The organism is Caldisphaera sp., from assembly GCF_023256325.1.
Classification (GTDB): Archaea; Thermoproteota; Thermoprotei_A; order Sulfolobales; family Acidilobaceae; genus Caldisphaera.
On the sequence record NZ_JAGDXI010000026.1, the window covers coordinates 1 to 25,595 of the forward strand.

General features: G+C 30.4%; 22 protein-coding genes. 14 read left to right on the top strand and 8 right to left on the bottom strand.

The window, feature by feature from the left end; translation table 11 throughout:
* The coding region (locus Q0C16_RS03870) for an ABC transporter substrate-binding protein (protein WP_292319726.1) at window positions 1-2,185 on the bottom strand (2,185 nt) is incomplete at its 3' end.
* A gap of 138 nt (window positions 2,186-2,323) precedes the next feature.
* A complete protein-coding gene (locus Q0C16_RS03875) occupies window positions 2,324-4,177 on the bottom strand; it encodes a S9 family peptidase (protein ID WP_292319727.1) in 1,854 nt (617 codons plus the stop codon).
* Between the two features lie 242 nt (window positions 4,178-4,419).
* On the opposite strand from Q0C16_RS03875, the gene Q0C16_RS03880 reads away from it, so the two are divergent.
* From Q0C16_RS03880 to Q0C16_RS03915, 8 genes are all read left to right on the top strand, one after another.
* Window positions 4,420-5,853 carry an NADH-ubiquinone oxidoreductase-F iron-sulfur binding region domain-containing protein gene (locus Q0C16_RS03880; protein ID WP_292319728.1) on the top strand — a complete coding sequence of 478 codons (1,434 nt, stop codon included), beginning with the start codon at window positions 4,420-4,422 and terminating at the stop codon, window positions 5,851-5,853.
* Window positions 5,850-7,862, top strand: a complete 2,013-nt coding sequence (locus tag Q0C16_RS03885; protein ID WP_292319729.1) for a molybdopterin-dependent oxidoreductase — start codon at window positions 5,850-5,852, stop codon at window positions 7,860-7,862. The genes Q0C16_RS03880 and Q0C16_RS03885 overlap by 4 nt, the downstream gene beginning before the upstream one ends.
* A gap of 93 nt (window positions 7,863-7,955) precedes the next feature.
* Window positions 7,956-8,459 (top strand): 4Fe-4S dicluster domain-containing protein, encoded by a 504-nt coding sequence (locus Q0C16_RS03890; protein ID WP_292319746.1) that lies wholly within the window; start codon window positions 7,956-7,958, stop codon window positions 8,457-8,459.
* The gene (locus Q0C16_RS03895; RefSeq protein ID WP_292319730.1) at window positions 8,460-10,379 is read left to right on the top strand and encodes an aldehyde ferredoxin oxidoreductase family protein; all 1,920 of its coding nucleotides are present in this window, start codon (window positions 8,460-8,462) and stop codon (window positions 10,377-10,379) included.
* A 128-nt stretch (window positions 10,380-10,507) separates the two neighbouring features.
* Complete coding sequence (locus tag Q0C16_RS03900) at window positions 10,508-11,623, top strand: MFS transporter (RefSeq protein ID WP_292319731.1); 1,116 nt, start codon at window positions 10,508-10,510, stop codon at window positions 11,621-11,623.
* 81 nt (window positions 11,624-11,704) lie between these two features.
* Window positions 11,705-12,583 (top strand): dimethylarginine dimethylaminohydrolase family protein, encoded by an 879-nt coding sequence (locus Q0C16_RS03905; RefSeq protein ID WP_292319747.1) that lies wholly within the window; start codon window positions 11,705-11,707, stop codon window positions 12,581-12,583.
* 73 nt (window positions 12,584-12,656) lie between these two features.
* Window positions 12,657-14,375, top strand: coding sequence for a thiamine pyrophosphate-binding protein (locus Q0C16_RS03910; RefSeq protein WP_292319732.1), 1,719 nt, complete (start codon window positions 12,657-12,659; stop codon window positions 14,373-14,375).
* 10 nt (window positions 14,376-14,385) lie between these two features.
* The gene (locus Q0C16_RS03915) at window positions 14,386-15,552 is read left to right on the top strand and encodes an iron-containing alcohol dehydrogenase (protein WP_292319733.1); all 1,167 of its coding nucleotides are present in this window, start codon (window positions 14,386-14,388) and stop codon (window positions 15,550-15,552) included.
* Window position 15,553: 1 nt separating this feature from the next.
* On the opposite strand, the gene Q0C16_RS03920 is transcribed toward Q0C16_RS03915, so the two are convergent.
* Window positions 15,554-15,976 (bottom strand): SCP2 sterol-binding domain-containing protein, encoded by a 423-nt coding sequence (locus Q0C16_RS03920; protein WP_292319734.1) that lies wholly within the window; start codon window positions 15,974-15,976, stop codon window positions 15,554-15,556.
* A 116-nt stretch (window positions 15,977-16,092) separates the two neighbouring features.
* Between Q0C16_RS03920 and Q0C16_RS03925 the strand changes: the two genes are divergently transcribed.
* Entirely contained in the window at window positions 16,093-16,851 is a 759-nt protein-coding gene (locus Q0C16_RS03925; RefSeq protein ID WP_292319735.1) for a hypothetical protein, read from the top strand.
* Here the strand turns inward: Q0C16_RS03925 and Q0C16_RS03930 are convergent.
* Window positions 16,801-17,433 carry a helix-turn-helix domain-containing protein gene (locus Q0C16_RS03930; protein ID WP_292319736.1) on the bottom strand — a complete coding sequence of 211 codons (633 nt, stop codon included), beginning with the start codon at window positions 17,431-17,433 and terminating at the stop codon, window positions 16,801-16,803. The two genes, Q0C16_RS03925 and Q0C16_RS03930, sit on opposite strands and share 51 nt — an antisense overlap.
* A gap of 113 nt (window positions 17,434-17,546) precedes the next feature.
* On the opposite strand from Q0C16_RS03930, the gene Q0C16_RS03935 reads away from it, so the two are divergent.
* The 4 genes from Q0C16_RS03935 to Q0C16_RS03950 all read left to right on the top strand — a co-directional run bounded on the left by Q0C16_RS03935 (window position 17,547) and on the right by Q0C16_RS03950 (window position 21,660).
* Window positions 17,547-19,730 (top strand): cbb3-type cytochrome c oxidase subunit I, encoded by a 2,184-nt coding sequence (locus Q0C16_RS03935; RefSeq protein WP_292319737.1) that lies wholly within the window; start codon window positions 17,547-17,549, stop codon window positions 19,728-19,730.
* A gap of 141 nt (window positions 19,731-19,871) precedes the next feature.
* Window positions 19,872-20,396 carry a hypothetical protein gene (locus Q0C16_RS03940; RefSeq protein ID WP_292319738.1) on the top strand — a complete coding sequence of 175 codons (525 nt, stop codon included), beginning with the start codon at window positions 19,872-19,874 and terminating at the stop codon, window positions 20,394-20,396.
* A 187-nt stretch (window positions 20,397-20,583) separates the two neighbouring features.
* Window positions 20,584-21,123 carry a DUF998 domain-containing protein gene (locus Q0C16_RS03945; RefSeq protein ID WP_292319739.1) on the top strand — a complete coding sequence of 180 codons (540 nt, stop codon included), beginning with the start codon at window positions 20,584-20,586 and terminating at the stop codon, window positions 21,121-21,123.
* Between the two features lie 48 nt (window positions 21,124-21,171).
* On the top strand, window positions 21,172-21,660 hold the full coding sequence (locus Q0C16_RS03950; RefSeq protein WP_292319740.1) for a hypothetical protein: 489 nt from the start codon (window positions 21,172-21,174) through the stop codon (window positions 21,658-21,660).
* A 1-nt stretch (window position 21,661) separates the two neighbouring features.
* On the opposite strand, the gene Q0C16_RS03955 is transcribed toward Q0C16_RS03950, so the two are convergent.
* On the bottom strand, window positions 21,662-22,141 hold the full coding sequence (locus tag Q0C16_RS03955; protein ID WP_292319741.1) for a vitamin K epoxide reductase family protein: 480 nt from the start codon (window positions 22,139-22,141) through the stop codon (window positions 21,662-21,664).
* A 100-nt stretch (window positions 22,142-22,241) separates the two neighbouring features.
* On the opposite strand from Q0C16_RS03955, the gene Q0C16_RS03960 reads away from it, so the two are divergent.
* The gene (locus tag Q0C16_RS03960) at window positions 22,242-22,841 is read left to right on the top strand and encodes an isochorismatase family cysteine hydrolase (RefSeq protein WP_292319742.1); all 600 of its coding nucleotides are present in this window, start codon (window positions 22,242-22,244) and stop codon (window positions 22,839-22,841) included.
* Here the strand turns inward: Q0C16_RS03960 and Q0C16_RS03965 are convergent.
* The 3 genes from Q0C16_RS03965 to amrB form a co-directional block, all read right to left on the bottom strand.
* Window positions 22,828-23,562, bottom strand: coding sequence for an isopentenyl phosphate kinase (locus tag Q0C16_RS03965; protein ID WP_292319743.1), 735 nt, complete (start codon window positions 23,560-23,562; stop codon window positions 22,828-22,830). The genes Q0C16_RS03960 and Q0C16_RS03965 overlap by 14 nt on opposite strands.
* A 44-nt stretch (window positions 23,563-23,606) precedes the next feature.
* On the bottom strand, window positions 23,607-24,371 hold the full coding sequence (locus Q0C16_RS03970; protein ID WP_292319744.1) for a hypothetical protein: 765 nt from the start codon (window positions 24,369-24,371) through the stop codon (window positions 23,607-23,609).
* A gap of 63 nt (window positions 24,372-24,434) precedes the next feature.
* Window positions 24,435-25,286, bottom strand: a complete 852-nt coding sequence (gene amrB, locus Q0C16_RS03975; protein WP_292319745.1) for an AmmeMemoRadiSam system protein B — start codon at window positions 25,284-25,286, stop codon at window positions 24,435-24,437.
* Window positions 25,287-25,595 lie beyond the last annotated feature (309 nt).

Here is a 25,595-nt window from a genome sequence, read left to right on the forward strand (position 1 = left end):
TGTAAAAACCTGATTCTTCCATTAATTGCTTTGCATAAGTTAAATTAAATGTTGGACAACCTGTGAAATCTGATGGAGGTATAGAATAATCAAGGCCTGGTATTAATATTCCGCACCATGGATTGCCAAGATTTACATGATATTTGGCATTTCCTAATACATCATTTATGTACTCTGAATAATTAAAAGCATAAGCAAATGCCTCTCTTACTAACGGGTTTGCAAAATAATATGATGGTATGCTGTAAGATGGATTGATTTGTTTTAATAATGGAACGCTTATATTTAAGTTAAACGCAAACCACCATTCATTCAAAGATGGTTCATTGTACATTTTTATTTTTCCTTGGCTTTGCAATTGTAATAAAGTGGGGAGGTAAGGAGCTGGACTGCTTTTTGGAAAAGTAACTATATCTGCTTGTCCACTTGCAAGCATATTTATTGCTGTTGTTGGGTCTTTAACCCAATCTACTATAACTGTTTCATTTGGTTTGGGGAAATATGTTACATTATTAGGCCAATACGGGTTAGGTTTTAAAACAACTGATTGTCCGGGAGTAAATGATGCTATATAATATGGTCCTGTAAATCCAGCATTTGGAGCTGGCCATTGAACGTTTGTATTATAATTACCAGCAATACAAGTCTGTTGATATTGATAAAATGATTGTGCTAATTGAGTATAATTGTTGTTATAATAGCCGGTTAAGTTTAATCCATCTCCAACTTGATTTAACCATTTAGCATCCATTACATAATCAAATGTTGTCATCATATTGAAGAAAAATATAGGTGTCACAGGTTGTATTAAATGAAAAGTTACTGTGTTAGTTTGGTTGTTATAAGATACTGACTCCATTATTTCCTTAGCGCCTAGAGAATCGTTGGGTGAAGTGACAATAAAAGTAAAGAGTGTATAATTTGGTACAGTAAAAGGCGCTAAGTTTGTACCTGAACCTGCCGGTATACCTCCAGCACATACTAATGCCCTTATCATACTATACCATACATCATATGCAGTTATAGGATCTCCATTGGATGCCTTTAAACCAGGTCTTATTTTGAAAATGTATACTGTATAATTGGGAGAAATTGCGCCATAAGTGTATCTAGCTGTTACGTTAGACCAATTGCCAACAGTGGGTATATATTCAGCTATCATTGGCACAAACTTGCTTATGCTTGATTGATAGTACCATAATAGGGCCCCATATACATTGTTTATTATTTCGTTGCTAACTGTATCTGGAAATAGGTCCGGATCAAATGTAAATGGACCACCTGGAACTACTTCTGCATCAACAATTACTCCTTGATTTGGCACTGAAACTTGAGGTGAATATAGATTAAATGGATAATTGCTTGAATAAACAGCAAAAGTTTTATATGTTGTATAATTATATGATTTTCCATTACTTACATTTTCAGTCACTATAGTTAAGCTAACTGGATATAATCCTGGCTTAGTGAATGTAATGTTTATTGGATTTTCTTGAGGGGCAAGGTATGTTGTATTTCCTGAGCCAGTTTTAACTATCTGTATTATGTAGCCAGTTGCATTAACTGATGGTATTGTTAAGACTGTTCCATTTCCTAAGTTCCAAACATATTCTTTTATAGTAATATTTTGTCCTGATGGGGGCTGTAAATATCCTGCGTTTAATGTAACAGTTTCTCCTACATTTATCACAGGACCTTTATTTGATGTTATCACAGGAACAGTAATTAGAGGAGCATACGATGAATTTACATTTGGAGCTACTATTATTTCTATTAAATTTGATAACGAGCTTCCTACATATGCTCCATTGCTGTTATATAAATTATAATAAATTAAATATTGTCCAGGATAATTGAATGTAACGTTTGTATATTGAGAAGTAACTTTATATTCATTTCCTGCCCCATCGAATAACATTGCATAATATCCATTTTGAACTTGGTTTATTTCAACCATTATAGGCACATTAGTTAAAGCAGAATAGCTTTCCGGTAGCGGTGGTGAAAGAGAATTTTCTATCGTACTAGTTGTACTACTAGAAGTTGATGTAGTTTGAGAAGTTGATGTAGTTTGAGGCTTTTTTGAAAGCATTAAAGCGACTGATATTCCCACTACAATAATTATTATTAAAACTACTACTAAGATACTTTTAGATACAGATTTATAATATTTCCCACTTAACATTTTCCCACCATTTTGGTCTAAAATATACATAATTGTTGCAGTTTTTAAATGTTTCGCTTTGAATTATAATATATTATATATATTTTAGGATAATAATTATAGCAAATAATAAAAATAAGGGTTAATAAACCTTAAAAATTATTTTTTAAGTTTTTCATTTATGAAAGAAAGCTTAATTTCATATCTTTTCTTTCTATGTCTTGGTTCCGCTTTTGTACTATGGCCATGACTTCCTTTTGTGAATAAAACAATTCTGCTTTCCTTATTATTCATGTAAAGAGATATATGCATAGCCAGTGATTGATCGATAAAGCATCTATAATCTTGATTGCTGTGTATCAATAAAACAGGTGTTGTTACGTTGTTTATATGATAGAATGGACTCTTCTTTATATATTCATTAAGATTTTCGTGAGGTGTTTTACCTATTTGATCTGGATCAAAGAAATATCCTATATCAGAAGCATAATAATCAGAAATCCAATCGGCAATACCATTTTCACTAACAGCCGCTTTAAATAAATTTGTCTTTGTTATAAATACATTAGTCATGTAACCTCCATAACTTATACCAGTGACTGCCATCCTATCTTTGTCAATGTTGTATTTTTTCATGATATAGTCTAGAAAATTCATTAATTCATTAAAATCTTCTTCACCATATTTTCCTCTTATATCTGCGAACTTTTCATCATAACCATCACTGCCTGTGGGATTTGCAAAGACAATTGCATAGCCATTAGATGCAAAAAGTTGCATTTCTGGGTAGAAATTATAACCGTACATACCCTTAGGCCCGCCATGTATATATAATATTAAAGGTTTCTTATCATTTCCTTCTGGCATAATTATCCAGCCGTCAATTTTTTTACCATTAACATTAACTTCTTCGTGTTTATGTTCATATAGATTTACATCATTTAAGAAATCATTATATGAAGTTAATTTTCGAACCCCTTTATTATCTAATTTATATACCTCCATGGCCTTAGTTGGTTCAGCATAAACATATACTAACGTATCTTTATTAGAGCTTCCTGCTAAAACAAAACCATTGCTTACTATTTCTTTAAAATTATCATTAAATAAAATTATTTTCGAAAATCCTTTATCGTAGATTTGCAGTGCAATGCCATTTGAATATTGGCCTATTATTGATTGTATGTTTCTATCAATTTTATTACACGTTAAACAATCAGCTTTATTATCATCAATTCTATAAAGTTTAAAATGGCTTGAAATACCTATTTCATTGTTATGTATCAATCCATATAAATTATTATTTATGCATGCAAGGCTCTCTATAAAATACCCTTGCAATAAAGTGCTCTCTTCACCACTTTCAGGATTAATTTTAACAAGCTTATGCTTATAAGGAAACCTTATATCAATAGGTGTAGAATAAAATATGTTTTTATTGCATGAGCATAAAGATGTAGGATATATATAATTTTCTTCTTTTTTTAGCTCTTTAACGTAACCTGAACTAATGTTAATAAAATAAAGAGTGTAGATATAGGTCCCAACGAATCCTGTATCATCCATCCAAAATGGTAGCCTATCTGTTGATATATAATCTCCATCATTGTCATAATATTTGTCGTTTTCTGGGACAATAGCTATCAAGTTTTCATTATCATACCATTCTAAAGTTAAGACTCCATTTTTAAACCAAGATATGTTTTTTGGCTCTCCTTCTAAATTATAAATATAAATCCCTTGACCTTTGCTGTTTTCATTTTCTCCCCTCTTACTTAAAAAAGCTAGAGTTTCTCCATTTGGAGACCATCTAGGTGAAGAATCTGATCCGCTAGTCAAAAAAATTTCTTTATTGTTATTTTTTATTATATGAATGTAATTATTATTTTTGTTTTTCTCTAAGTCGGATTTAGTATAAGATATAGCTATATTACCTGAGGAAGATATCTTAACTTCGTTAATGGAAGTTAGTTTAAGTATATCATCTATCGTAAAATTCCTTTTTTTGATCACACTATACACCCATATGTATAAATAAAGAATAAATTAAAAACTTTGGTATTGTAAACAATTATAATATTTATCAAATTAAGATATTCGCAATCATTCTCATTATGACAAACGAATGGTAAGCCATGTCCTTTAGGACGAGAGTAGGTTAGCTAATTATAAAATAAAATTAATTTAATTAATATCCTTGGTTAGAAAGTAAAATGTTTTTATTTTCTGAAATATCTTAATAACGTGTGGGTCAAATGATCAGAATTAATCTTCCTAAAACAGAAATAAATACATTTTACACTTTTTCAGATAAAGAATTGCCAGAAGAATATTGTAGGGGGTTATCTTGTTTTGTTAATAGGAGTGAAAAACCAAACTATTGGAATAAGGCAAAAGATCAATATCCAAGGACTTATTGTTTGGGTAAATGTTATTTATCACCTTCTTCTACTCATGAAGAATCTTATCCAATGATTGAAGTTCTATCGAGGGAGCCTATTCTAAGTAAATTTCTGAATAGTAAATTAGATACCCTGAATGATTACATAAAATTAGGAGGTATGAATTCATATACTTATGCTATTACATCTATGAACCAAATAGATGTAATAAATGAAGTAAAGAGATCAGGCCTTAGAGGTAGAGGAGGAGCCGGATTTCCTACAGGCATTAAATGGGAATCGGCTTATAATAAGAAAGAAAAGAAAAAATATCTAATTGTTAATGGAGATGAAGGTGATCCTGGAGCTTTCAGTGATAGATTTCTTATGGAATTTTCTCCATATTTAGTTATTGAAGGTGCATTAATAGCAGCTTACGCTATTGGAGCTGATGAGATTTATTTCTACATAAGGAGGGAATATCCCAAAAGTTTATATAGAATTAAAAGCGCTTTAATAGAAATAAAGAATTATTTTAAAAAGAAAAATGTTACAATTCCAAAAATTAATGTAGAAATAGGAAAAGGAAGCTATGTTGTAGGAGAGGAAACTGCGTTAATAAATGCCCTTATGGGCAGAAGGCCAGAACCTACTTCTAGACCTCCATATCCAACAGAAAAGGGTTTATTCGGAAAGCCTACAGTCGTCAATAATGTTGAAACGCTTTCAAATATCCCTTATATTATTAGTAATGGAGGAAGTAAATATTATGAATTTGGGTTCTCAAAAAGCAGAGGAACTAAACTTATATCGCTCAATTCTTTATTTAAAAAGCCGGGTCTATATGAAGTTGAATTTGGCATAACTTTAGAAGAAATAATTAAAAATGCAGGAGGTCTTAAAAGAGGTACATTAAAAGGATTATTGATAGGAGCACCATTATCTGGTATAATAATGCCAGATGAGCTTAATACTAGGCTAGGTTATGAAGAGCTTAGAGAAATTGGTTCTTCTTTAGGTCATGGAAACATAATAGCATTTAATGAGGAAACCAACATATCGGAATTGTTATATGAAATATTGGATTTTGCTTCATACGAATCTTGTGGCAAATGCACTCCATGCAGACTTGGAACTAAAAAATTAAGAGATTTAATATCTAAGGGGTTTTTTGATAAAAACGAATTAAATGATGTATATGACATTTTAGAATCTTTAAGGCGTACTAGTTTGTGCGGTCTAGGAATAGGAGCTGGAGAAGTGACATTTTCGATTTTAAATAAATATAATAATGAGGTGGTAAAATGAAAGTGAAAATTAATGGAGTTGAATATACTTATGATAAAAAAATCACAATATTAAATGCTTTAAAAGATAAAGGGTTTGATGTACCAACTCTATGCTATGATGAAAGGTTATCTCCGTTTGGTTCATGTAGGTTGTGTTTGGTAAAAGTTAAAGGCAAAGGTATAGTTACTTCTTGTAACAATTTTATAGAAGATGGTATTGAAATAGTTACTGACGATGATGAAATTGAAAAGCTAAGAAAAACGAATTTAAAATTATTAGCTGAAAATTATCCTAAAGGATATAAAGATAAATATCCTTATAAAAAATTTCATGAATTGATGAATAAATACGGTCTTGATGGTTACAAATATGAAGAAGATAAAAAACTTTATGATACAAGTCACCCTTATATTTATGTCAATATGAACAGATGTATTAATTGCTACAATTGTGTTAGGGTTTGTGAGGATGTTATAGGAAAATTAGTTTGGAGAAGCATTAACAGAGGCTTTAACACATTAATAGTTGCTGAAGGAGATAAACTAGGAAAAAGTTCTTGTATTAGCTGCAGAAGTTGTATAGACGTTTGCCCAACTGGGGCAATTGAGGATGCTTTTGTAATAAAATATGGCTATCCAAATGAATTTATTGATTCATCATGTACTCTTTGCTCAATCACTTGCCCCATTAAAGTTGGTGTATCTAATGGAAAACCTGTTATGATATATGGTAATGAATCAAAATTAAAGCTTTCAGCAAGCTGTATAGTAGGCAAATACCAATGGGAAAACCTTTATTATAGCAATGATAGAATATATTTTCCATTGCAAAGGTCTGAGAATGGTTGGAAAAAAATAAGTTACGATGAAGCACTAGACATTTTATCAAATAGAATTAAAGAAACAGTAAATAATTATGGACCAAACAGTGTTGGAATTATTCTAGCAAATAGAATTTCACTGGAAGAACATTATTTATTAAATCTAATCGCAAAAGATGTTATTAAAACTAATAATGTTTTCGATATTATTGAACTTAATTATGGTTACTCGGTTAGGAAATACTTATCTAATTTAAATAAAGAGAAAATAATAAAGGCTAATGATATACAAAGTTTAGGAACTATAATAGCTATAGGTGATATAGAAAAGCATCATCCTACAATTTCTTCAATTTTAATAGATAATATGGAGAAAGGAAAATTAAATTTAATTTCAATAGATGATGTAAATGATTATAGGTCCATCCATGAGCAATCCGACTTTTATTCAAGAGTTTCCCAAGAAAAAATGATAAATTTATTTAGGGCATTAGAATTTCTAATAATTTCCCAAGAAAATTACGATAAAAGATATTTAGAAGAACATTTTGAAAATTTTGATAATTTTTTGAATAAAATAAAATCATATAATTTAGATAATGAAATAAAAGAAATAGCTGAAAATATTTTAAAAATTATTAATAAGTTACCAGTGGCATTATTTTTCGAATTCAATAATTATATAGCAGAAGAACTTTTTAACTTATATTTAATAATGAAATCATTTTATGCAAAAGTTTATTTAATACCTTTGTTTAGCAATGGTAATGTAATAGAGCATCTATATTTAACAAATAAAGATGATCTAAATTTAAAAACAAATAATAAAATCATCGATATCATTAGAAATTTAAAAACTTTAATAATAATAGGAAATAATTTGATAGCGAATTCGATTAATAGAGACGAACTAATTAAATCATTAAGCAATGTAGATTTTATAACTGAAATAACACCTATTATAGATACGAGCGCAAAATATTATGCTAAATTAATTATACCATCACCAACATTTTTAGAAAAATCCGGTCATTATTTATCTTACGATTTTGATATAAGAGAAGTTAACAAAATAGTAAATAATGGATTAAAGCAAGAATTCGATATATTTAACGATTTAATAATAAGATTAGGCGGTAAAGTTGTGGATCAAAAAGAATCTTATAATAAAGTTATTACTAATATAAAATTTATTAATCCTTTATAATATATAACAATAAAAATTAGATAAATATCAGCATAGTAATAAGAGTTATATTTTCTGGTTATCTAAATTAAAATGGTGGTTTTGTTGGTAAAGATGCTAATGGCTATTCCTGATAGATGTACAGGATGTGGAAGATGCGAAGAAGCATGCTCATTTGAACATTTTAATATAATAGATCCTTCTTTATCAGCAATTCATGTCGTTAGGCTAGAAAATGAACCCTTAGATGCGCCAACATTTTGCATTGAATGCGGTCTTTGCGCTATGCCAGGTGTTTGTCCGGAAAACGCAATATATAGAGATCCTAATACATATGCTGTTATAATAGATAGAAATAAATGCGATGGTTGCACAAACTGCATTGTAGTATGCCCTTATGGGGTCATAACATTAGATCATATTGAAAAGAAAGCGGTTAAATGCGATCTTTGTGGAGGAGACCCACAATGCGTTAAGGCATGTCCTGAAGGAGCTTTGGCTTATCTAGAGGCAAATGATGCGGCATATTATAAAAGATATTTCTTTGCGGAATTACAAAAGAAAGGCATGGTGCCAATAGTCCCATATCCATCTCCAAGAACAAGGGAGGCGATATAAATGGACGAATGGTATGGATATACAGGAAAAATATTGAGGGTTGATTTAAGTAAAAATAAAATAATTATTGATGATTTGAAAAGAGAATGGGCAAAACTATATATTGGTGGTCTCGGATTTGCTGCAAAAATAATGTGGGATGAGCAAGTTCCATTAATAGATCCATTATCCCCTGATAATCTATTGATAGCAACCGCAGGACCTATGACAGGAACGCTCGCACCAGGAAGTGGAAATATATTTTGGGCATTTAAATCACCTCAAACTAACTTTTGGGGTGAAACGAGATCGGGAGGAAAATTTGGTCCCTTTTTAAAATTTAGTGGATTCGATATGATAATAGTTAAGGGAAAATCTGAGAAACCAGTTTACCTTTATTTAGAGGGAGGAAATGCAGAAATTAGAAATGCTACCCATTTATGGGGAATGACTGTACATCAAACCACAGATACATTAAAAAGGGAAGTAGGAGCGAAAGACATTTCTATAGCTACAATAGGCCCTGGTGGGGAAAATCTCGTAAAATATGCATCAATAATGAATGACTATGATAGGGCGGCAGGAAGAAGTGGTGGAGGTACTGTTATGGGATCAAAAAAATTAAAGGCTATTGTTGCAGCGGGTGGATATGGCGTAAGGGTATATGATCCAGAAAAATTTATTTCATTAAGCTATGAAGCGGAAAATGCAATAATAAGCGATCCGGGCAATAGAGCAATGGGAGCTCACGGAACTGTAGGGGGTTTAATGGGCTTAAATGCTATGGGTGGTCTCCCAACACAAAATTTTAGGACAGGTTATTTTGATAAAGCAAGAAAAATATCAGCAGATTATTTAGAAAACAATTATATGATAAAAAGGAGAGCTTGTTACAGCTGTACAATTGGATGTAGCAGATATTCGTACGTTGCAGCTGGTCCATTTGCAACACCACCAAACGAAGGTCCAGAATATGAAACTGTTGATATGAGTGGGGCCATGCCAATGATAGATAATATGGAAGCTATAATAAGGTATAATTATATGGCCAATAATTATGGTATTGATACTATTACTCTGGGGCATACGATATCATGGGCAATAGAAGCTTATGAGATGGGAATGATCACGGAAAAGGAAACAGGCGGAATTAAATTAAAATGGGGAGATGCAGAAACTTTCTTAACACTAGTTGACATGATAGCGTATAGAAAGGGTTTTGGCAATTTATTGGCAGAAGGAAGTTATTGGGCTGCAAAGAAAATTGGAAAAGGTTCAGAAGATCTTGTTAACCATGTTAAGGGACTTGAGTTTCCAGCGCACGATCCAAGAGTTGAATCTAAGTTTTTAGCTATACAATATTCTGTTGGACCAAGAGGAGCTTGCCATGAACATCCAATATATCCATCTTATGATATGATGGGAGTTGATAGTGGTTTAAGAGATGTAGGACTTCCTTGGCCGTTGCCAGATAGACTAGAAGAGGTAGGAGTTAATAGAGGAAAAGCATATAGGGTTATAGCTTTATATGGCGAAGTTATCAATAGTCTTGGATATTGTAATTTCTATGCAGCTACTAATGAAACAGGTTCTCTTTCACCTAAAAGGTTAGCAGCTCTTTATTCTTCATTAACAGGGTTTAATTTAACACCATTACAAATTTTCGAAGCAGGAGAAAGATCATGGAATTTAAAAAGGGCTTTTAATTTGAGAGAAGGTCTTGAAAAGTCACACGATAAGCTACCGAAAAGGATGGAAATTCCGATATTATCTGGACCAGCCAAAGGGCTTAAGGTTGAAAAGCCTAATGAATTGTTGGAAGAAGCCTACGAAGGTTTTGGTTGGGACAAAGAGACTGGATATATTAAAGAGGAAACTTTAAAGAAGCTTGGTTTAGATGATGTGGCTGATTATTTGAGAAAAATTAACAAATTAAAATAATTAAACCTTTAAAGTTTTTATTATAGAAATTTATTCTTAAGGAAATTAATAACAAATTTTATATTGGTAATAATATAAACGGATATAATTTTGTTTTATATGTATTAACAATGTGATCAGCAATATTAATGGGATTTCAAGGTTTAAAGAGTTGGATAATAATGAGAAGAGATGAAAAATTACTGATTGCAGCAATGTCAGTTAATGGATTAATTTTTGGTTCTTCTCAGCTTGTAAATCCTTTATATCTTAAAGATCTCGGTTTAAATGCGGCACTTATAGGTTTATTGATAACAGGGCAAATGTTAATTGGATCATTTTTATCAATTATTTTTTCTACTCTAGGGGATGCTTTTGGTAGAAAAAAATTTGCTTTAATTAGTAGATCTATATCTATAGTAGGTTTTTTGCTTCTTTTTCTTAAATTTCCATATGGTTTATTAATAGTTAGCTTGATGAGTGGAGGCGGACTAACTGGGGCTTTATTAGCAGAAAAATCTCTAAATTTAGATAAAAATATGAGTTTATCTTATTCTATTAGCACTTTTCTTTCGGTAGTTGGTTCATTATTGCCTATGTTTATAAAATTAAGATATATAATACTTTTGAACTTATTTATTGTATTAATATCGTTGTCATTAATTTCTTTAATAAAAGAAGATTACAAAGGAGGTAAATTAGATTTTAGATTGAAATCATTTAAAAATGTAATGAAGTTGTCCTTTGAATCCTTAGTTGGATTAGGGGCAGGTTTAATACTGCCGATAATATCTTTATGGTTTTATTTAAAATTTGCTAAAACGGCAGCAGAAATAAGTCCAATATTTGCAATATCTAATGGAATATTAGCTGTATCAACGTTATTTTCCCCAAAGCTTTCAAAGCATTTAGGAAGAGTTAAAACAATCGTTTATACCCATATAATAGGTATAATTTTGTTAATATTACTTCCATTGGCTAACTCATTCTATCTTGCTTCATTAATATTCGTATTAAGGAACACATTTATGAACATGACAGGGCCTATATTTAGTTCTTTTGTTTTAAATTTAATACCTTATGATGAAAGGGCAAGAGGTCAAAGTCTAATAAACCTTATAGATTCTATACCTAGATCTTTTGGACCATTTATTGGGGGATATTTATTTTACTTAGGTAATTTAAATCTTCCGTTCTTTATTACAGCTGTTTTATATACTATATCCACAATAGGTTTTTATTTATTCTTTAAAGATGTTAAATGAGTTAATAAACCCAATTTTTATAATTAGGCTGTTTTATATATTTCTTTTTACATTTTATAATTGGAGGGAGGATTGAGGTGCATGATTTATTTAGACTCAGAGGTAGGGAAATTAAGAGAAGTAATGATGCATGTCCCTGGGAAAGAGCTGGAAATCGTAAATGAAGAGAATTATCGTAAATATTTATTTAATTCCACTGTTAATATTGAGGAGTTTAAAAAAGAAATAATAGATTTAATTGAAATATATAAAAACGAAGGTGTTAAGGTAAATATAGTTCAAGGTTTAGAAGATAAACCAAATGCTGTTTATGCTAGGGATCCATTTTTAATGATACCTTCAGGTGCAATAATTTCTAACTTTAAATACGATGTTAGAAGAGGAGAAGAAAGCGTATATGAGGAATCATTAAAGAAGTTAAATATTCCTATAGTGAAAAAAATGCAAAACAATGAAATCTTTGAAGGAGGAAATGCACTAATTATTAGAAATGATGTAGCATTGGTTGGAATTGGTGAAAGAAATAATAAAAGCGGTGTAGAAGCATTTATTTCATTATTGCAAAAAAATGGTTTTAAAAACATATTTGTTATACAAACCCCTATCAGTAGAATTCACATAGATGAATATGTGTCCCAAATTAATGAAGACACTCTTATTACTATTAAACAAATGTTCCCTTGGGAAGTTGCTGACGAATTAAAAAATCTTGGTTTTAATATAGTAACAGTAGAATATTCTGATGTTTCTAAAGATTTCAAAACAAGGTTATGTTTAAACACCGTTGCATTAGAGCCCAATAAAATACTTTTAGCAGAAGGGTGTGATGCTGTGAGAAAAATCCTAGAAGAAAATGCAATTGATGTAATAGAAGTTAAAATGGATGAAGTTGTCAAAGGGGGAGGAAGTATTCATTGTGTAACAGGTCAAATATCTAGAGACTTAGTTTATAATAAATAAATTTATTATTATTTCTTTGTATTCGATAAAGTATTTTATTTTTCTTTGTATACAATAAGATTGGTGAACTTTTGTGGGAAAAATTACAGGTGGAGAATTAATTAAAAGGATTTTGGTTAATGAAGGAGTAAAATATGTATTTGGTGTACCTGGAGATCAATTATATCCTTTATTAGATTCATTTTATAACGATGACAAGATTAAATTTATAACATTTCATCACGAAGCTGCCGCAGCGCATGCAGCTGATGGATATGCTAGAGTTACAAACAAACCTGGAGTTGTGATAGCAACTGTTGGCCCTGGAGCAGCTAATTTAATAGGTGGTGTTTATCCTGCATTCGCTGAAGGTATACCAATAATAATTATAACAGCTCAAAATCAATCATGGAAATCTTATCCAGATCATGGATCGATGCAAGCATTGGATCAAATTAATTTGTTAAAGCCTGTAACAAAATGGAACGCTTATATAAGTCAGTGGAATAGAATACCGGAATTGGTTCAATGGGCTTTTAGAAAAGCTCTAACTGGCAGACCGGGACCAGTTCATTTAGATGTAGCTGTGGATGTGCTATATCAAACAGGTGATGAAAGCAGTGTATCTTTGCTAAAACCAGATAATTATAGACCAATAGTACCTCCTGCAGGTAATCCTTTTTTAATAGATGAAGCAGCAAAATTATTAGCTAAGGCTAAAATGCCTTTGATTCACCTAGGAGGAGGTATTTTAAGAGCTAACGCAGTTGAAGAAGCTAAAGCGTTAGCTGATTATCTAAAAGCTATAGTAACTACATCGATTGGTGGAAGAGGTAGTATTTCTGAGGATTATCCTTCGTTACTATTACCTTCATTACCAGGAGCATTAGAAGCTCAAACAGAGGCTGATGTTATATTAATAGCAGGATCAAGGCTTGGAGATCTAGATTATTGGGGAAAGCCTCCTGCATGGGGTGATTTCAGTAATCAAAAAACAATTCACATAGATATCACAGGTGATGATATAGGATTAAATAGACCTGTTGATATAGGTATTATCGGTGATGTAAAAGTAGTTTTAAGCCAATTATTGGAAGCAATTAAAAAAATTATACCACCGAAGAAAGATTACCCAGAAAAGCTTGAAAAATATAAAGAATCCGAAAGAGAATATTTAAAAAATATGGAAGATCTTTCTTATTCTGATTCTATACCAATACATCCTTTAAGGGTTGTAAGAGAAGTAAGGGAGTTTTTCCCTAAAGATTCTATAGCAGTAATCGATGGCGGTAACACTACCGTATGGGCATCATATCTGAATAAGGTTTATTTACCTTATACTTATTTCAGCACTGCTAGTGGAGATTCAGGCCATCTTGGTTCTGGAATACCCTTCTCAATAGCTGCTAAGCTTGCAAATCCAGATAAACAAGTTTATGTAATATCAGGAGATGGAGCTTTTGGATTTCATATAGCTGATCTTGAAACTGCATGCAGAGAAAAATTACAAATCACTTTTATTGTATTAAATGATAGCGCATGGGGAATGATTAAAGCTGGTCAAACATTATATTATAGCAACAGACATGTAGGCGTTGATTTTTCTGAGATAAGATATGATTTAATAGCTGAAGCTGTTGGATGTCATGGAGAATATATTACAAAACCAGATGAAATAAAACCCGCATTGGAAAGATCTATAGAATCGAAGAAAGCATCTGTAATAAATGTGGTCGTAGATAAAAATGTAATACCACCACACTTTGAAATATTAGCTGGAATTTGGCTAGAAGGGGTCGAAATTCCTTCATAAGGTGTTTAAAATGGTGTCTCTTGTTTTACCAAGAAAGATTATTTATAATGCAGATTCCTTAGAAGAGCTTTTAAATTTATCTAGAAGCTATGGTTTAAAGAATATTCTAATAATAACTGATAAGGTAATAAGAAGTACAGATTACTTTAAAAAGATTGAAGAAGGATTAGCTAAAAATGGTATAAATGTAAGACTATATTATGATATAAGTCCGGAGCCTAATATAGAAACTGTTAATAATATTTATGAGTTTATTAAAGGAGAAAATATAGATCTTATTGTTGCTATTGGTGGAGGAAGCGTCATTGATGTATCTAAAGTTTTAAGGGTTAAATTACTGAGACCTGATTTAAAAAGCGAAGATATTTCTCCATTTGTTTCGTTAAACTTAGAAAATAAATTCCCATTACTAGTTACAATACCAACTACAGCCGGAACAGGAAGTGATGCTAGCTTTGCTTTTGTTTTGAAAATAAAAGAAAATAATTACGAAATTAAATACGCATCAGGTAATTATGATTTAGTTCCTTACGAGAGCATTTTAGACATAAATTTTTTAAAAACTTTACCGAAAAAGCAGCTAATTATAACCGCTATTGATGGATTGGCAAACGATATCGAAGGTATAGTATCAATTAATTCTAATCCATTATCAGAGGGAATAGCTATTCAATCTGCTAGAATGTTCTTTAAATACTTACCAAAAGTTGTAGAAAATAAGGATGATGAGGAATCGCTTAACTATCTTCACCTTGCTGCCACGTTATCTGGTATAGCATTTTCTAATTCAGGTGTAGGCTTAGTTCACGCTATAGCGCATCCTTTGGGATCATTATTTAATATTCCTCATGGTATGGCTGTAGCAATAGTAATGCCTTATGTAATAAATTTTAATTATAAAGATAAAAATGCAGGGAAAATGTATGATGAAATAAAAATTGCATTAGAACAGTTAGATGGATTTGAAATAAAAAAGAACTTGACAGAGCATTTAATAGACTTATATAATAAAATTGGACAACCTAAGAAATTAAGTGAAATAGCAATAGATGAAAAGACATATAAAAGTAGCATAGATAAGATTGCTGATTTAGCTTTAAGGGATCCTGATCTTGCTTTTAATCCAATTTCTCCTACAATAGATGAAATAAAAGATATATTAAATAAAATATATTAATTTATTTAGAAGCCTCTTGAGCTGATTTTACTAATTCAACTGCTGCTGAAGGAAATCTCATCACCGTTGCCATGGATCCTTTCTCTAATTTAAGTTTTCCTTGTAAAATTGCGGTAACAGGATTAAGTTCTCCTGTAAGTATTTTCATCCAGCTATCGAACGATGCTGTTAATATGAAATCAGCGTTCCCTTTTGTAGAATCTTCATAAAATTCGGCGCCTTTACATTGTCCTTCAAATAAATCTAACTTAATACCTATATTCCCACTGGGGAACTTTTTCAATAATTCATCAGATAAGCCTGTCACCTTAAACATCAGAGGCCACTTCCAACCTTTAGCAACGTTTCTATAGTTATTGTTTTCGTTAATTTTTTTACAAAAAATTTCTGCCCATTCTTTGCTAGGAAATTCTACATTTCCCACTTTTATCACCTATTTTATTATTACTTTCTCAAAAATAAAAACCTATCCTATTTTGCCTTAAAGATTAGGCTAAGGTAAATTTAGGTTTATTATTTTTTTAATAATCGTGATATTCAATGCAGAAAACACCAATGGCGCATGGATTAATGTCTTCTTTAATATTATCGTTAGTATTATCTCTTGGACTATCATCGAAAATTTCTATAATATCATTAATAGTTATAATTAATGCAATTATTGATATTTACTGCTTTAATTATTTAAGGTTAAGAATAAATAAAATTAAAGTAAAGGATATTGCTTTGGTTACAGTATTGTTAATACCATATATTATTCTAGTTAAATTAACATTATATTTGATTCTACCTGTATCTTTATTGATTATTTATTTAGCGTCTTCGTTAAGGAAAAAATACGTCTTAACTAACATTTCAGGTAGCAGTTTCTTGTCATCTATGTCATTAGTTTGGTTATCAATGATATCTTATGTGAAAACCTATCAATTTCTTATAATATTATCGTGGATTATGTTTACCTTAACTTTAGCTTCTATAGTTGAATATAAGCTACCTTTTAGGAAGATTGATAAAATTAAAATTATTGGTTACACATTATCTCTAATTGTAATAGCTATTGCATTGACTTATTTAATTTCTGGAAATTATTACTTGGTTACGCTGTATTTATTTCCTTTGATTGCTTTATCTCTTTCTGGTAATAAAATTATTAATATTAAAGAAATAAAGAAAATTGGAAGAATAGGTATGTATTCATCTATATTGTTCGTTTTAATTAGTATATTTATATATCATTTATTGATTTTATCAACACCTATTGCTCTCAATATCATCTTCATCCATAAGGCCTTGTTCTAAAAAGTAATTACTTAAGATTTTTTCTAATCCTCTTCTTAAAACGTCCTCAAGCGATGATGGTTTTACATTAAGCTTTTGGGCAACCTGAGTTAGCGTTGCTTTTCTATCCTTACAAAAATATCCCATTTTATATGCTGTTATAATTGCTTTAATTTGCTTTTCGCTTAAATCAATGTTTTCGTATCTCTCCTTACTTAATATCTCAACTTTTAGTCCATTATCTTTGATCTCTTTTATGGCATCGTTTAGTTGATCATTCTTTGCTAATACCGTATAAACTATACTGTTATTGTTACCAGGTTCTGCTGACAATATTAGTAGATTTACTAGAGACATAACTTTACAAGCACTGCAACTTTTTGTAATAGCTAATATGGTATTGCTATCGATTTGTGAAATGTTTCTGAGTCCCCTAATAGAATTTCTATCTATCGGGTTTTCAAATTTTATTATATGAATGCTCTCCTCATATCCGGGTCTAACTTTTAAATGTTTAAATTTAATTCCTCTTTCATAAATCTCATTAGTTACCTCGCAATCATCTCTGTAAATCTTTATTTGAGCCTTTACAAGCTTAACCAATTTAACCCCTACTAAAATTTTAATTACTAAAATTTATTTTTTTATTTAGATTTCCTAAAAGGTTAGGATCTTGCCTAAATATATTTAACCTTAATTATTAATTGGTGAACATAATGGAAAACGGAAGTACTAAAATTGTTTTAGTAGCAGTTATATTTGTGTTTATATTTGCTTTTGCCTTATATGCGTATACGTTTAGAAATTTCCCTCCAGTTCCGAATGAGGTAATATCACAAAACGGTACTGTCCTTTTTACTAAACAACAAATAATTATGGGAAAATACTACTTCCAAAAGTATGGACTTATGGATTACGGTAGCATTGAAGGTATGGGATCATATTTTGGTATAGATTTTACTGGTTATACCTTAAGGTTATTTCAAGATTATACAGCAAAGCAGCTATATTTAGATCCAATATCACAAGGCAATATGCCTTCAAATTATAACTCAACCGAACTTAATGAGATTAAAAATTATTTAGATCCAATATATTATAAAAATAATAATACAATAGTTGTTAGCAATGATTTTGCTAACGCTTATAATTATGCAATTAATTATTATTCTATATATTTAGGATCAAACTCATCTCAATATAGATTAAAACCCAATTTGATAACAAATAAAACTATAATAAAAGATTTGACCGCATACTTTACATGGTCTGCAATAATTTCAATTATGGGTTATACGAATGGTTTTCCTTATACAATAGGATTAACTACGCCGAGCAATAACGCTTATTTTTCTACATTTGCAATGATAGGTGCTATCTTTGCTGTTGGAATACCTCTTATAATCTATATAATTAAGGAATTAATTTCGCATTGGAATGATCCTATTGTAAAAATTGATTTACCTAAACCCAATAAAACCCAAAAATTAGCATTATGGGTCATGCTTATAGCTGCCTTGGGTTCTGGAGTACAAGGTCTATTAGGAGCATATGTTATGCATCTTTATTCTACGGGTGTATTATATGGTTTAAATCTTCTATCTATTTTACCGTTTAATGTTGCAAGGGGCTTACATATATGGTTGGCCATATATTGGATCTCATTAACATGGGTAATTTTTTCGCTATTCGTTTTGCCATACTTTGGATTAAATATATCTAGGAAAACAATGATTACCGTTATAATATTGGGTGTAGTAACTGCATTAGGTTCTTTGTTCGGATTATGGGCAAGCTATCTGCAGCTAATACCATCTCCATGGTGGTTTATATTTGGAGCACAAGGTAGGGATGTAATAGAAGTCGGTTCTTTCTGGTTATTGTTAATAACCGCTCTTTTAGGCTACGTCTCGTATTTATTTTATAAAGCGTCTAAATTGACAGTTGATCTTCTTAAGCCCTTCGCCAAAGTACTATCATACTTACTTGCTGGTGATGCAATAGGTATTTTTGTTGGAGCATTACCAATTGTAAAACCTTTTCCCTATTTTACAGAAGATGAGTTCTTCAGGTGGATATTTGTGCATGCAAATGTAGAAGGCTTCTGGCCAGGTATTGTAATAGCTGTACTTGCATTACTATTAGTTTTACAAGGTCTAATTCCAGCAGGTCTAGCAAAAACTGTTGTAACTATAGATGCAGTAACAGAAGTACTTACTGGCATGATCGGTACAGCTCATCATTATTATTGGACTGGATTTCCTGTTATATGGATGTACATAGGCGCTATACTAAGTGTTTTAGAGGCCATACCATTAGGAATGGCTATGGGTTACGTAATTTTAGCAGCTAGAAGAAACAAGGGCAACAATCTAAATCAGTTCCAAAAAACCTTGATAACGTTTGTTTTAGCTGCAGGAATAGGTGGAAGCGCTGGGGTAATAGTTTTTGGAGCTGGTTTGATTAATGCCCCTATAATTAATTATTTTACCCATGACTTACAATTTACGATGGCTCATGCTCACTTGGCATTTCCATTAGCCTATGGATTACCAACTATATTAATGTGGGTAGTCGCTTATACATTATCAGGAGGATTTACAGAAAGAGATTTAAAGTACTTAGGCATAGCATCAATAATTTATACTGTTGGATTTTACCTCCAGGCTTTAATCTCTTTGTTACCATTGGGAATTTTGCAGTGGATTTACGAGCTAAAGTATGGTTTTTGGTATATAAAAACAATTACAACACCAAATGGTAATATTGGGTTCTGGAATCTCCAGGTAGTTCAGAATTTAATTTGGTTGAGAATGATTGGCGATTTAGTTGCTGCATCTGCTATAGCTGTAATAATATTATTGATGTTGATCAGATTTCCTAAATCTCTCAAAAGCTAATTGGAGAATAAACAGATTTCTTTTTTAACATTTAGTTTTTTACAACTAGTTAGATGTTTGTGGGAAATTTGTATATAATATTTTTGATATAGTTAAATTTATATATTACATTAATTTTTTAATATTAGAGGTGAAACAAAAATGGGTGCATTAGCTAACACAGCTATGAATACTCTTTTTTGGGAAGCAGGAGTTATGACTTTAATAATAGGTTTTGTTAATATGGGTGTTGGTGGGACTAAAAATAATCCTAAGGATTTTGGTATAGTTATATTGAGTGGCGCAATAATGGAGACACTTGCATTGGCTTTTGTTATTCAAGACGCAGCTGTTTTTGATGCAACTGTTGCTGCTGCATTTGTTTTGTTACTATGGATGATATCAATAGCATTAATATTAGGTGGAACTAATATGTATATAATTCAACATGCTTTATGGTATACAGGCATAATTTTTGCTATGTTTGCAACATATACAGCTATACACGGTTTAATATTCATATCAATAATACTATACTTCTTAGTTCCAGTTACTGTGTTTCTATCAATTCATGGATATACTGGTAAGTCAACTTATGCAAAAATAGCAGGAATATTCTCGACTATAGATGGTTTCTTGTTTTTAATATTAGCTTTTGCTGGATCGATAGGTTACGTTCTACCATAATCTTTTTTTTTCTTATTGTTTTTATTTTTCAATTAAATATAAATTATTGACAATATTAATAAATTAATAAGAAATACCGAGTAAAAACTTTTTATAGATTGTTAGCAGCTTTTAATAAAAATTTATTATATAAAATTATAGAAAGATTTAAATTTCTAAAAATATTTTTATTCAATGGTGTACAACCATGAACAAAGAAAAAATATCTGGATATCTCATATTTATTGGTGTTGCTCAATTTTTCATATTTATGATGATTGCGGAATCATTATATCCAGGATATAGTATTTCAAAAAATTACATAAGTGATTTAGGTGTTGGCAGTACTGCCTATATATTCAACACATCAATAATTGTAATGGGTTTCTTGTTGATAATATCTGGGTTCTTGTTAGAAGGGAAAATCTTAAAGATATTTTTATTATTATCAGGAATAGGTGCTGCTGGAGTTGGTTTTTTCCCTGAAAATTCTCCTTATCATTTACATACTATAATGTCATTAATAGTTTTTCTTTTTGCTTCCTTATCATCTTATGCTGCTTTCAAATATAAATCAAACAAAAATTTGGCATGGCCAATAATGGGAAGCATAGGACTTGTATCTCTAATATTATATATATTTAATATTTATGGTCCATTTAATTATGGTGGCATGGAAAGATTAATAGTTTATCCAAATTTAATTTGGGCGATAGGATTTTCTGGCTTTTTGATAAGGACTAAATAAACTATATTTATAATCTTTTTTCTCTATAAATAATCTGAGGTAAATTAAATGCCAAGTGCTAGGAGATTATTTACAATAGGGATAGTTATTTTAGCAGTTGCAGTAGTTTTATTGTTTATTGTTTCTCCATATGCTCTGGAGTCTACTTTTTCCAATTCCCTTAAACAAGCTCAAAAACAAATCAATTCATCAACATATTTGCTGGCTCCTAATCAAAGCATATCTATATCCATAAGTCAAGGTAAATTACTTATTTACAATTCTTCAAATCCATTAAAAGTTCTAATAAATGGACAAAATGTATCACAGGCAGGAAGTAACAATATTTGGATAGCAGCTTCGACAACTAATGGAACAATTACAATAGCTAACAATTATACAGTTCCTATAAGAATTGGATATGCAATCGTGGGGATTGTTTTATGGCCTTCGTATCTATCAATATTTTTAAGCATTATATTAGGTATAGTTGGGGTTGTAATAATAGCCTATGGTACTATAATTTCTATAAGAAACAAAAGTAAATTAATGAAATAACCTAAATTAATTTTTTTGATTTAATGTAATATAAAGATAATAAGACCTGCGAAATTATCAATATATGCATTGTTGTACAATAAATACATATGGATCTTATAACGTATATTTCTAAGTAAACTAAATATGGTATGAAGCTTGCTCCTATTATAGACCAAATAAATTGTGCTATTACTGAATAATAAGTAAAAAGCATCATAAGTGAAAGTATAAGACTAACACTGAAATAAATTATTGCTAAAACATCAAAGTTTGCATTAACTTTTACTCCAAAATTTAACCTAAGAGAAGAATATGAACTTTTAAGTACGTTTAAACAGTTTAATTCAATACCACTACTCGTTATGTTTCCACTAAAATGACAAGCAGGTGGTGAAGTGTTAGCCATATAAACGTAATAATAAGATGTTAGTGCAGCACCAATTCCTGCTATTGACATTATAATGAAAATAATTGTAGGTATTAATTTCAACTTAATCACTACATTCATTAAATAGAGAAAGGTTTAAAAAGTTTCATATAGAAAAACTATATGATACATATTTATATATCTAAGCTACATATATATTTTGGTGGTAGTAATGAGTGAATACAATTCTTATGAAGAACTGTTTAAGCCAAGTAATTCTGCTTTGATTGTATGGGACGTCCAAAACATGTTAGTTCAAGGAATTTTTAATAAAGAGCAGTTCATGAACTCTTTAAACAATTTAATAAATTCTGCCAGGTCTCTAAATATTCCTATATTTTATACTAAAATAACGCCCTTACCAGAAAGGTTTGAATCGCCTGTAAGAAAATTTCTGTTATCAAGATGGGGAAGAAAAGCTTCATGGGGTAATGATCCTAACTTGTACGAATTGGCAATTAAACCAGAGAAAAATGAAATCGTAATAAATAAAAACACAGCAAGCATATTTGTTGGGACTAATTTTGAGCTTATGATTAGAAATGCAGGAATTACAACTTTAGTTTTTACCGGTATTGCAACTGAAATTGGAGTCGAATCTAGTGCAAGAGATGCATTTAACCTAGGTTTTTTACCTGTGATTGCTGAAGATGCTGTTTCATCCTCTGATAAAGAATCGCACGAAAGGTCTTTAGCTAATATGAAGAAAATGCTTATAGTTATGAAGTCTGAGGAAATAATAAGCTATTGGGAAAAAACTAAAGGCTTATGATTTTTGTTCCAATATCTTCTCCATTTAAAGCGTTATAGATTTTTTTGCCCGATACTATTCTTATGTTATTAGACTTTGAATTAAAAGCCTTATTTATTTTATTTATAATACCACCTGTAACATCAAAAACATTCCTATTTATAATATTTATATTTTGATCTCTCCTTAATTCTCTTATTAGGTTGCCTTTTTCATCTAAGATTCCTTCTACATCTGTCGCAAAAATTAAACAGTCAGAATTTATAATATTTGAAATTTGAACAGATAAATCATCTCCACTAATAATTTTCCCTTCTCCATCAAAAACAGCATCACCATAAGTAATTGGTATTAACCCGTTGTTTAAATCATTTATTATTGGATAATAATTACAATCTTTTGCATTGCTTTTACATATAGTATGTGCTGGATGTAGAGAGGCAGGAATTCCAGAGTTTATTAAAGATTTTAGTACTGCTAAAGCTAACGTTAACATAGATTCCTGAATTAAAGATGTTGAAAAAGAATCAATTACATTCCTGGTTTTCCTTATTTTATCAACTTCATAATGACCAAAACTCCCTCCTCCATGTACAAGAACTATTTTCGCATTACTTTCTTTATAATATTTATATATTTGTAAAATAGAATCATTTAATGAATCCCAATTTATAGTTCTTGGAGACGATTTGTCTGTAATTAGACTTCCTCCAAGTTTTATTACAACAGATTTGCACTTCAATTTTAATCCCTAATAAAATTCTAAATTAATTAAATATAAATGTTTTAGATGCATATCTTTTCAGCAGTATTAGGTAAACCAGGAACATAAAAACAATTTTCATTGCTGTCTAATCCCCACATTATTTTTGATATTGCATCAGTTATTGGCCTAAATATATTAAAAACTTCTCTAAAGTTGTTTGATTCTCTAAGCCTAATAGATGCTTCTAATACTGAAATTCCCATGAGATGAGTTAATGATCCATAAACATCGTTTCCCAATAAATCCCTCGTTAATTTTTGATTTAATGTAATCATGCTTCTAAACTCTATTGGGAATATAACTTTCGTTAATGATGAGTTCTCTTCATCGTTCCTATATACTACTGATTTTCCTGTTAAAGATGAAAATCTCAACGAATCTAGAACTGAACTCCATGAAGGATCTTTAACATTATCAGTTATCCTAGTAAGCTCTATTATTTCATCCTCTTCTAAAATTTCATTGTTATATTTTCCTAAAGAATACAAGAGCAAAGAGGTTGTAACTGCATACAATCCAGAATATGTAGAGCCTTTGAGATTTTCTTCCAAATTAACCTTTGCACATAAATTTTCGTTTAATCCTTCATTTAATTTTTTCCAATAATTTAATATATACTCTTTTACTTCGTTAGGAAAATTATCAAATAATACAATTGGTTTGTTGCATTTTTCTATATTTATATTAAACACTAGTTCTTTTGTAGGAACAGCAATAAAAGGGTTAGATGTATCTGGTATTGGAAAACCCAAAATAACTGCCGATGAGTAAGATTTGAGCTTCATTGCATATCATCTTCATATAAAATATAATCTGATTTCAATTTAAATTTTCATCTGAAGATATTTTTATGAATTTATAACTTTTGCTGCTGCATATCCAACGACCCAATCCTTCTCTCCAGTAATGTCACCAGATGTAGCGTGTTTTAATATTTGAACCTTAGAGTTCATCTTTTTTCCTAAATACAGTAATGCTCCAACGGGCCCAGGACCACACATAGTTATGTTGTTTTCATCTAATACTTTAAATAATCCATTTGTATCTAATTCCTCAATCTTCTTTAATGCCATCTCATCCTTTTTATAAGTAACATCATAGGGTTCGTAGTGATTCATATCACTACTAGCTATATAGATTAAGTCTACCCCATTTTCTGTTATTATTTTGTACAAAGCATTAGCTAGGTCTAAAGAAACTTCTTCATTTTGTAGCTTAATTACAACTGGAACTATTTTTACATTTTCAAATAGTTGCTGTAAAAAAGGTATCTGGACTTCTACAGAGTGCTCATATAGGTGAGCTTCCTCATCAAAAGAAAAATATTTTGAATAAGAAACTATAAGCTTTGAGATTTCACTATCTATTTCAACATCACCCAGAGGAGTTTCCCAAAGTCCTTCTTTCCATATAGATGCATTTTCTCCAAGACCTGTATGGTTAGGTCCTGCTATCACAAATACTTTTGGTTTTCCTTCAGCTGCTATATTAAAATAGCTGTGAGCTGCAATTGGTCCGCTGTATATGTAGCCTGCATGAGGAACCATGTAACCAATACTTTGTCTTTTTCTTTCTCCTACCTTTGGTAAATTTCCTGGACCAAGTTTATGTAAATAGCTATTTTCTATTGATTTAATAAGCTCATCTTTATTTAATGGATAAAACGATCCTGCATGTGAAGCTTGTCTTTTTAATACCAATTATATCACCAATTAATAAATGCAAACAAGCTTTTATTTCCTTTTCTGAAAAACGTTTTATCTATTAAATAAAGTATTAAATTCACTAAGCCCTGTTTGCTTTTCAACACATCTTATATAATTTTATAATTCAAAGTTGTTGATTTGGCTTTACATTAAAATATAAGAGTTTTTATTATAAAATTAATTATTATAATATTATATATTAAATTGGTACATTTACAATTATCCTTTTATAATTAAAATCTATATCGCTTTTTAAATTTTTTAGTTTTAGACGAAAAATTGTGGAACCTATGATGTATAGAA

Coding starts and splice junctions, on each gene's coding strand:
- Q0C16_RS03915 (WP_292319733.1), top strand. CDS start 14,386: ATGGTGTCTCTTGTTTTACCAAGAAAGATTATTTATAATGCAGATTCC.
- Q0C16_RS03925 (WP_292319735.1), top strand. CDS start 16,093: ATGCAGAAAACACCAATGGCGCATGGATTAATGTCTTCTTTAATATTA.
- Q0C16_RS03970 (WP_292319744.1), bottom strand. CDS start 24,371: ATGAAGCTCAAATCTTACTCATCGGCAGTTATTTTGGGTTTTCCAATA.
- Q0C16_RS03960 (WP_292319742.1), top strand. CDS start 22,242: ATGAGTGAATACAATTCTTATGAAGAACTGTTTAAGCCAAGTAATTCT.
- Q0C16_RS03880 (WP_292319728.1), top strand. CDS start 4,420: ATGATCAGAATTAATCTTCCTAAAACAGAAATAAATACATTTTACACT.
- Q0C16_RS03945 (WP_292319739.1), top strand. CDS start 20,584: ATGAACAAAGAAAAAATATCTGGATATCTCATATTTATTGGTGTTGCT.
- Q0C16_RS03900 (WP_292319731.1), top strand. CDS start 10,508: ATGGGATTTCAAGGTTTAAAGAGTTGGATAATAATGAGAAGAGATGAA.
- Q0C16_RS03950 (WP_292319740.1), top strand. CDS start 21,172: ATGCCAAGTGCTAGGAGATTATTTACAATAGGGATAGTTATTTTAGCA.
- Q0C16_RS03905 (WP_292319747.1), top strand. CDS start 11,705: ATGATTTATTTAGACTCAGAGGTAGGGAAATTAAGAGAAGTAATGATG.
- Q0C16_RS03935 (WP_292319737.1), top strand. CDS start 17,547: ATGGAAAACGGAAGTACTAAAATTGTTTTAGTAGCAGTTATATTTGTG.
- Q0C16_RS03885 (WP_292319729.1), top strand. CDS start 5,850: ATGAAAGTGAAAATTAATGGAGTTGAATATACTTATGATAAAAAAATC.
- Q0C16_RS03895 (WP_292319730.1), top strand. CDS start 8,460: ATGGACGAATGGTATGGATATACAGGAAAAATATTGAGGGTTGATTTA.
- Q0C16_RS03940 (WP_292319738.1), top strand. CDS start 19,872: ATGGGTGCATTAGCTAACACAGCTATGAATACTCTTTTTTGGGAAGCA.
- Q0C16_RS03890 (WP_292319746.1), top strand. CDS start 7,956: ATGCTAATGGCTATTCCTGATAGATGTACAGGATGTGGAAGATGCGAA.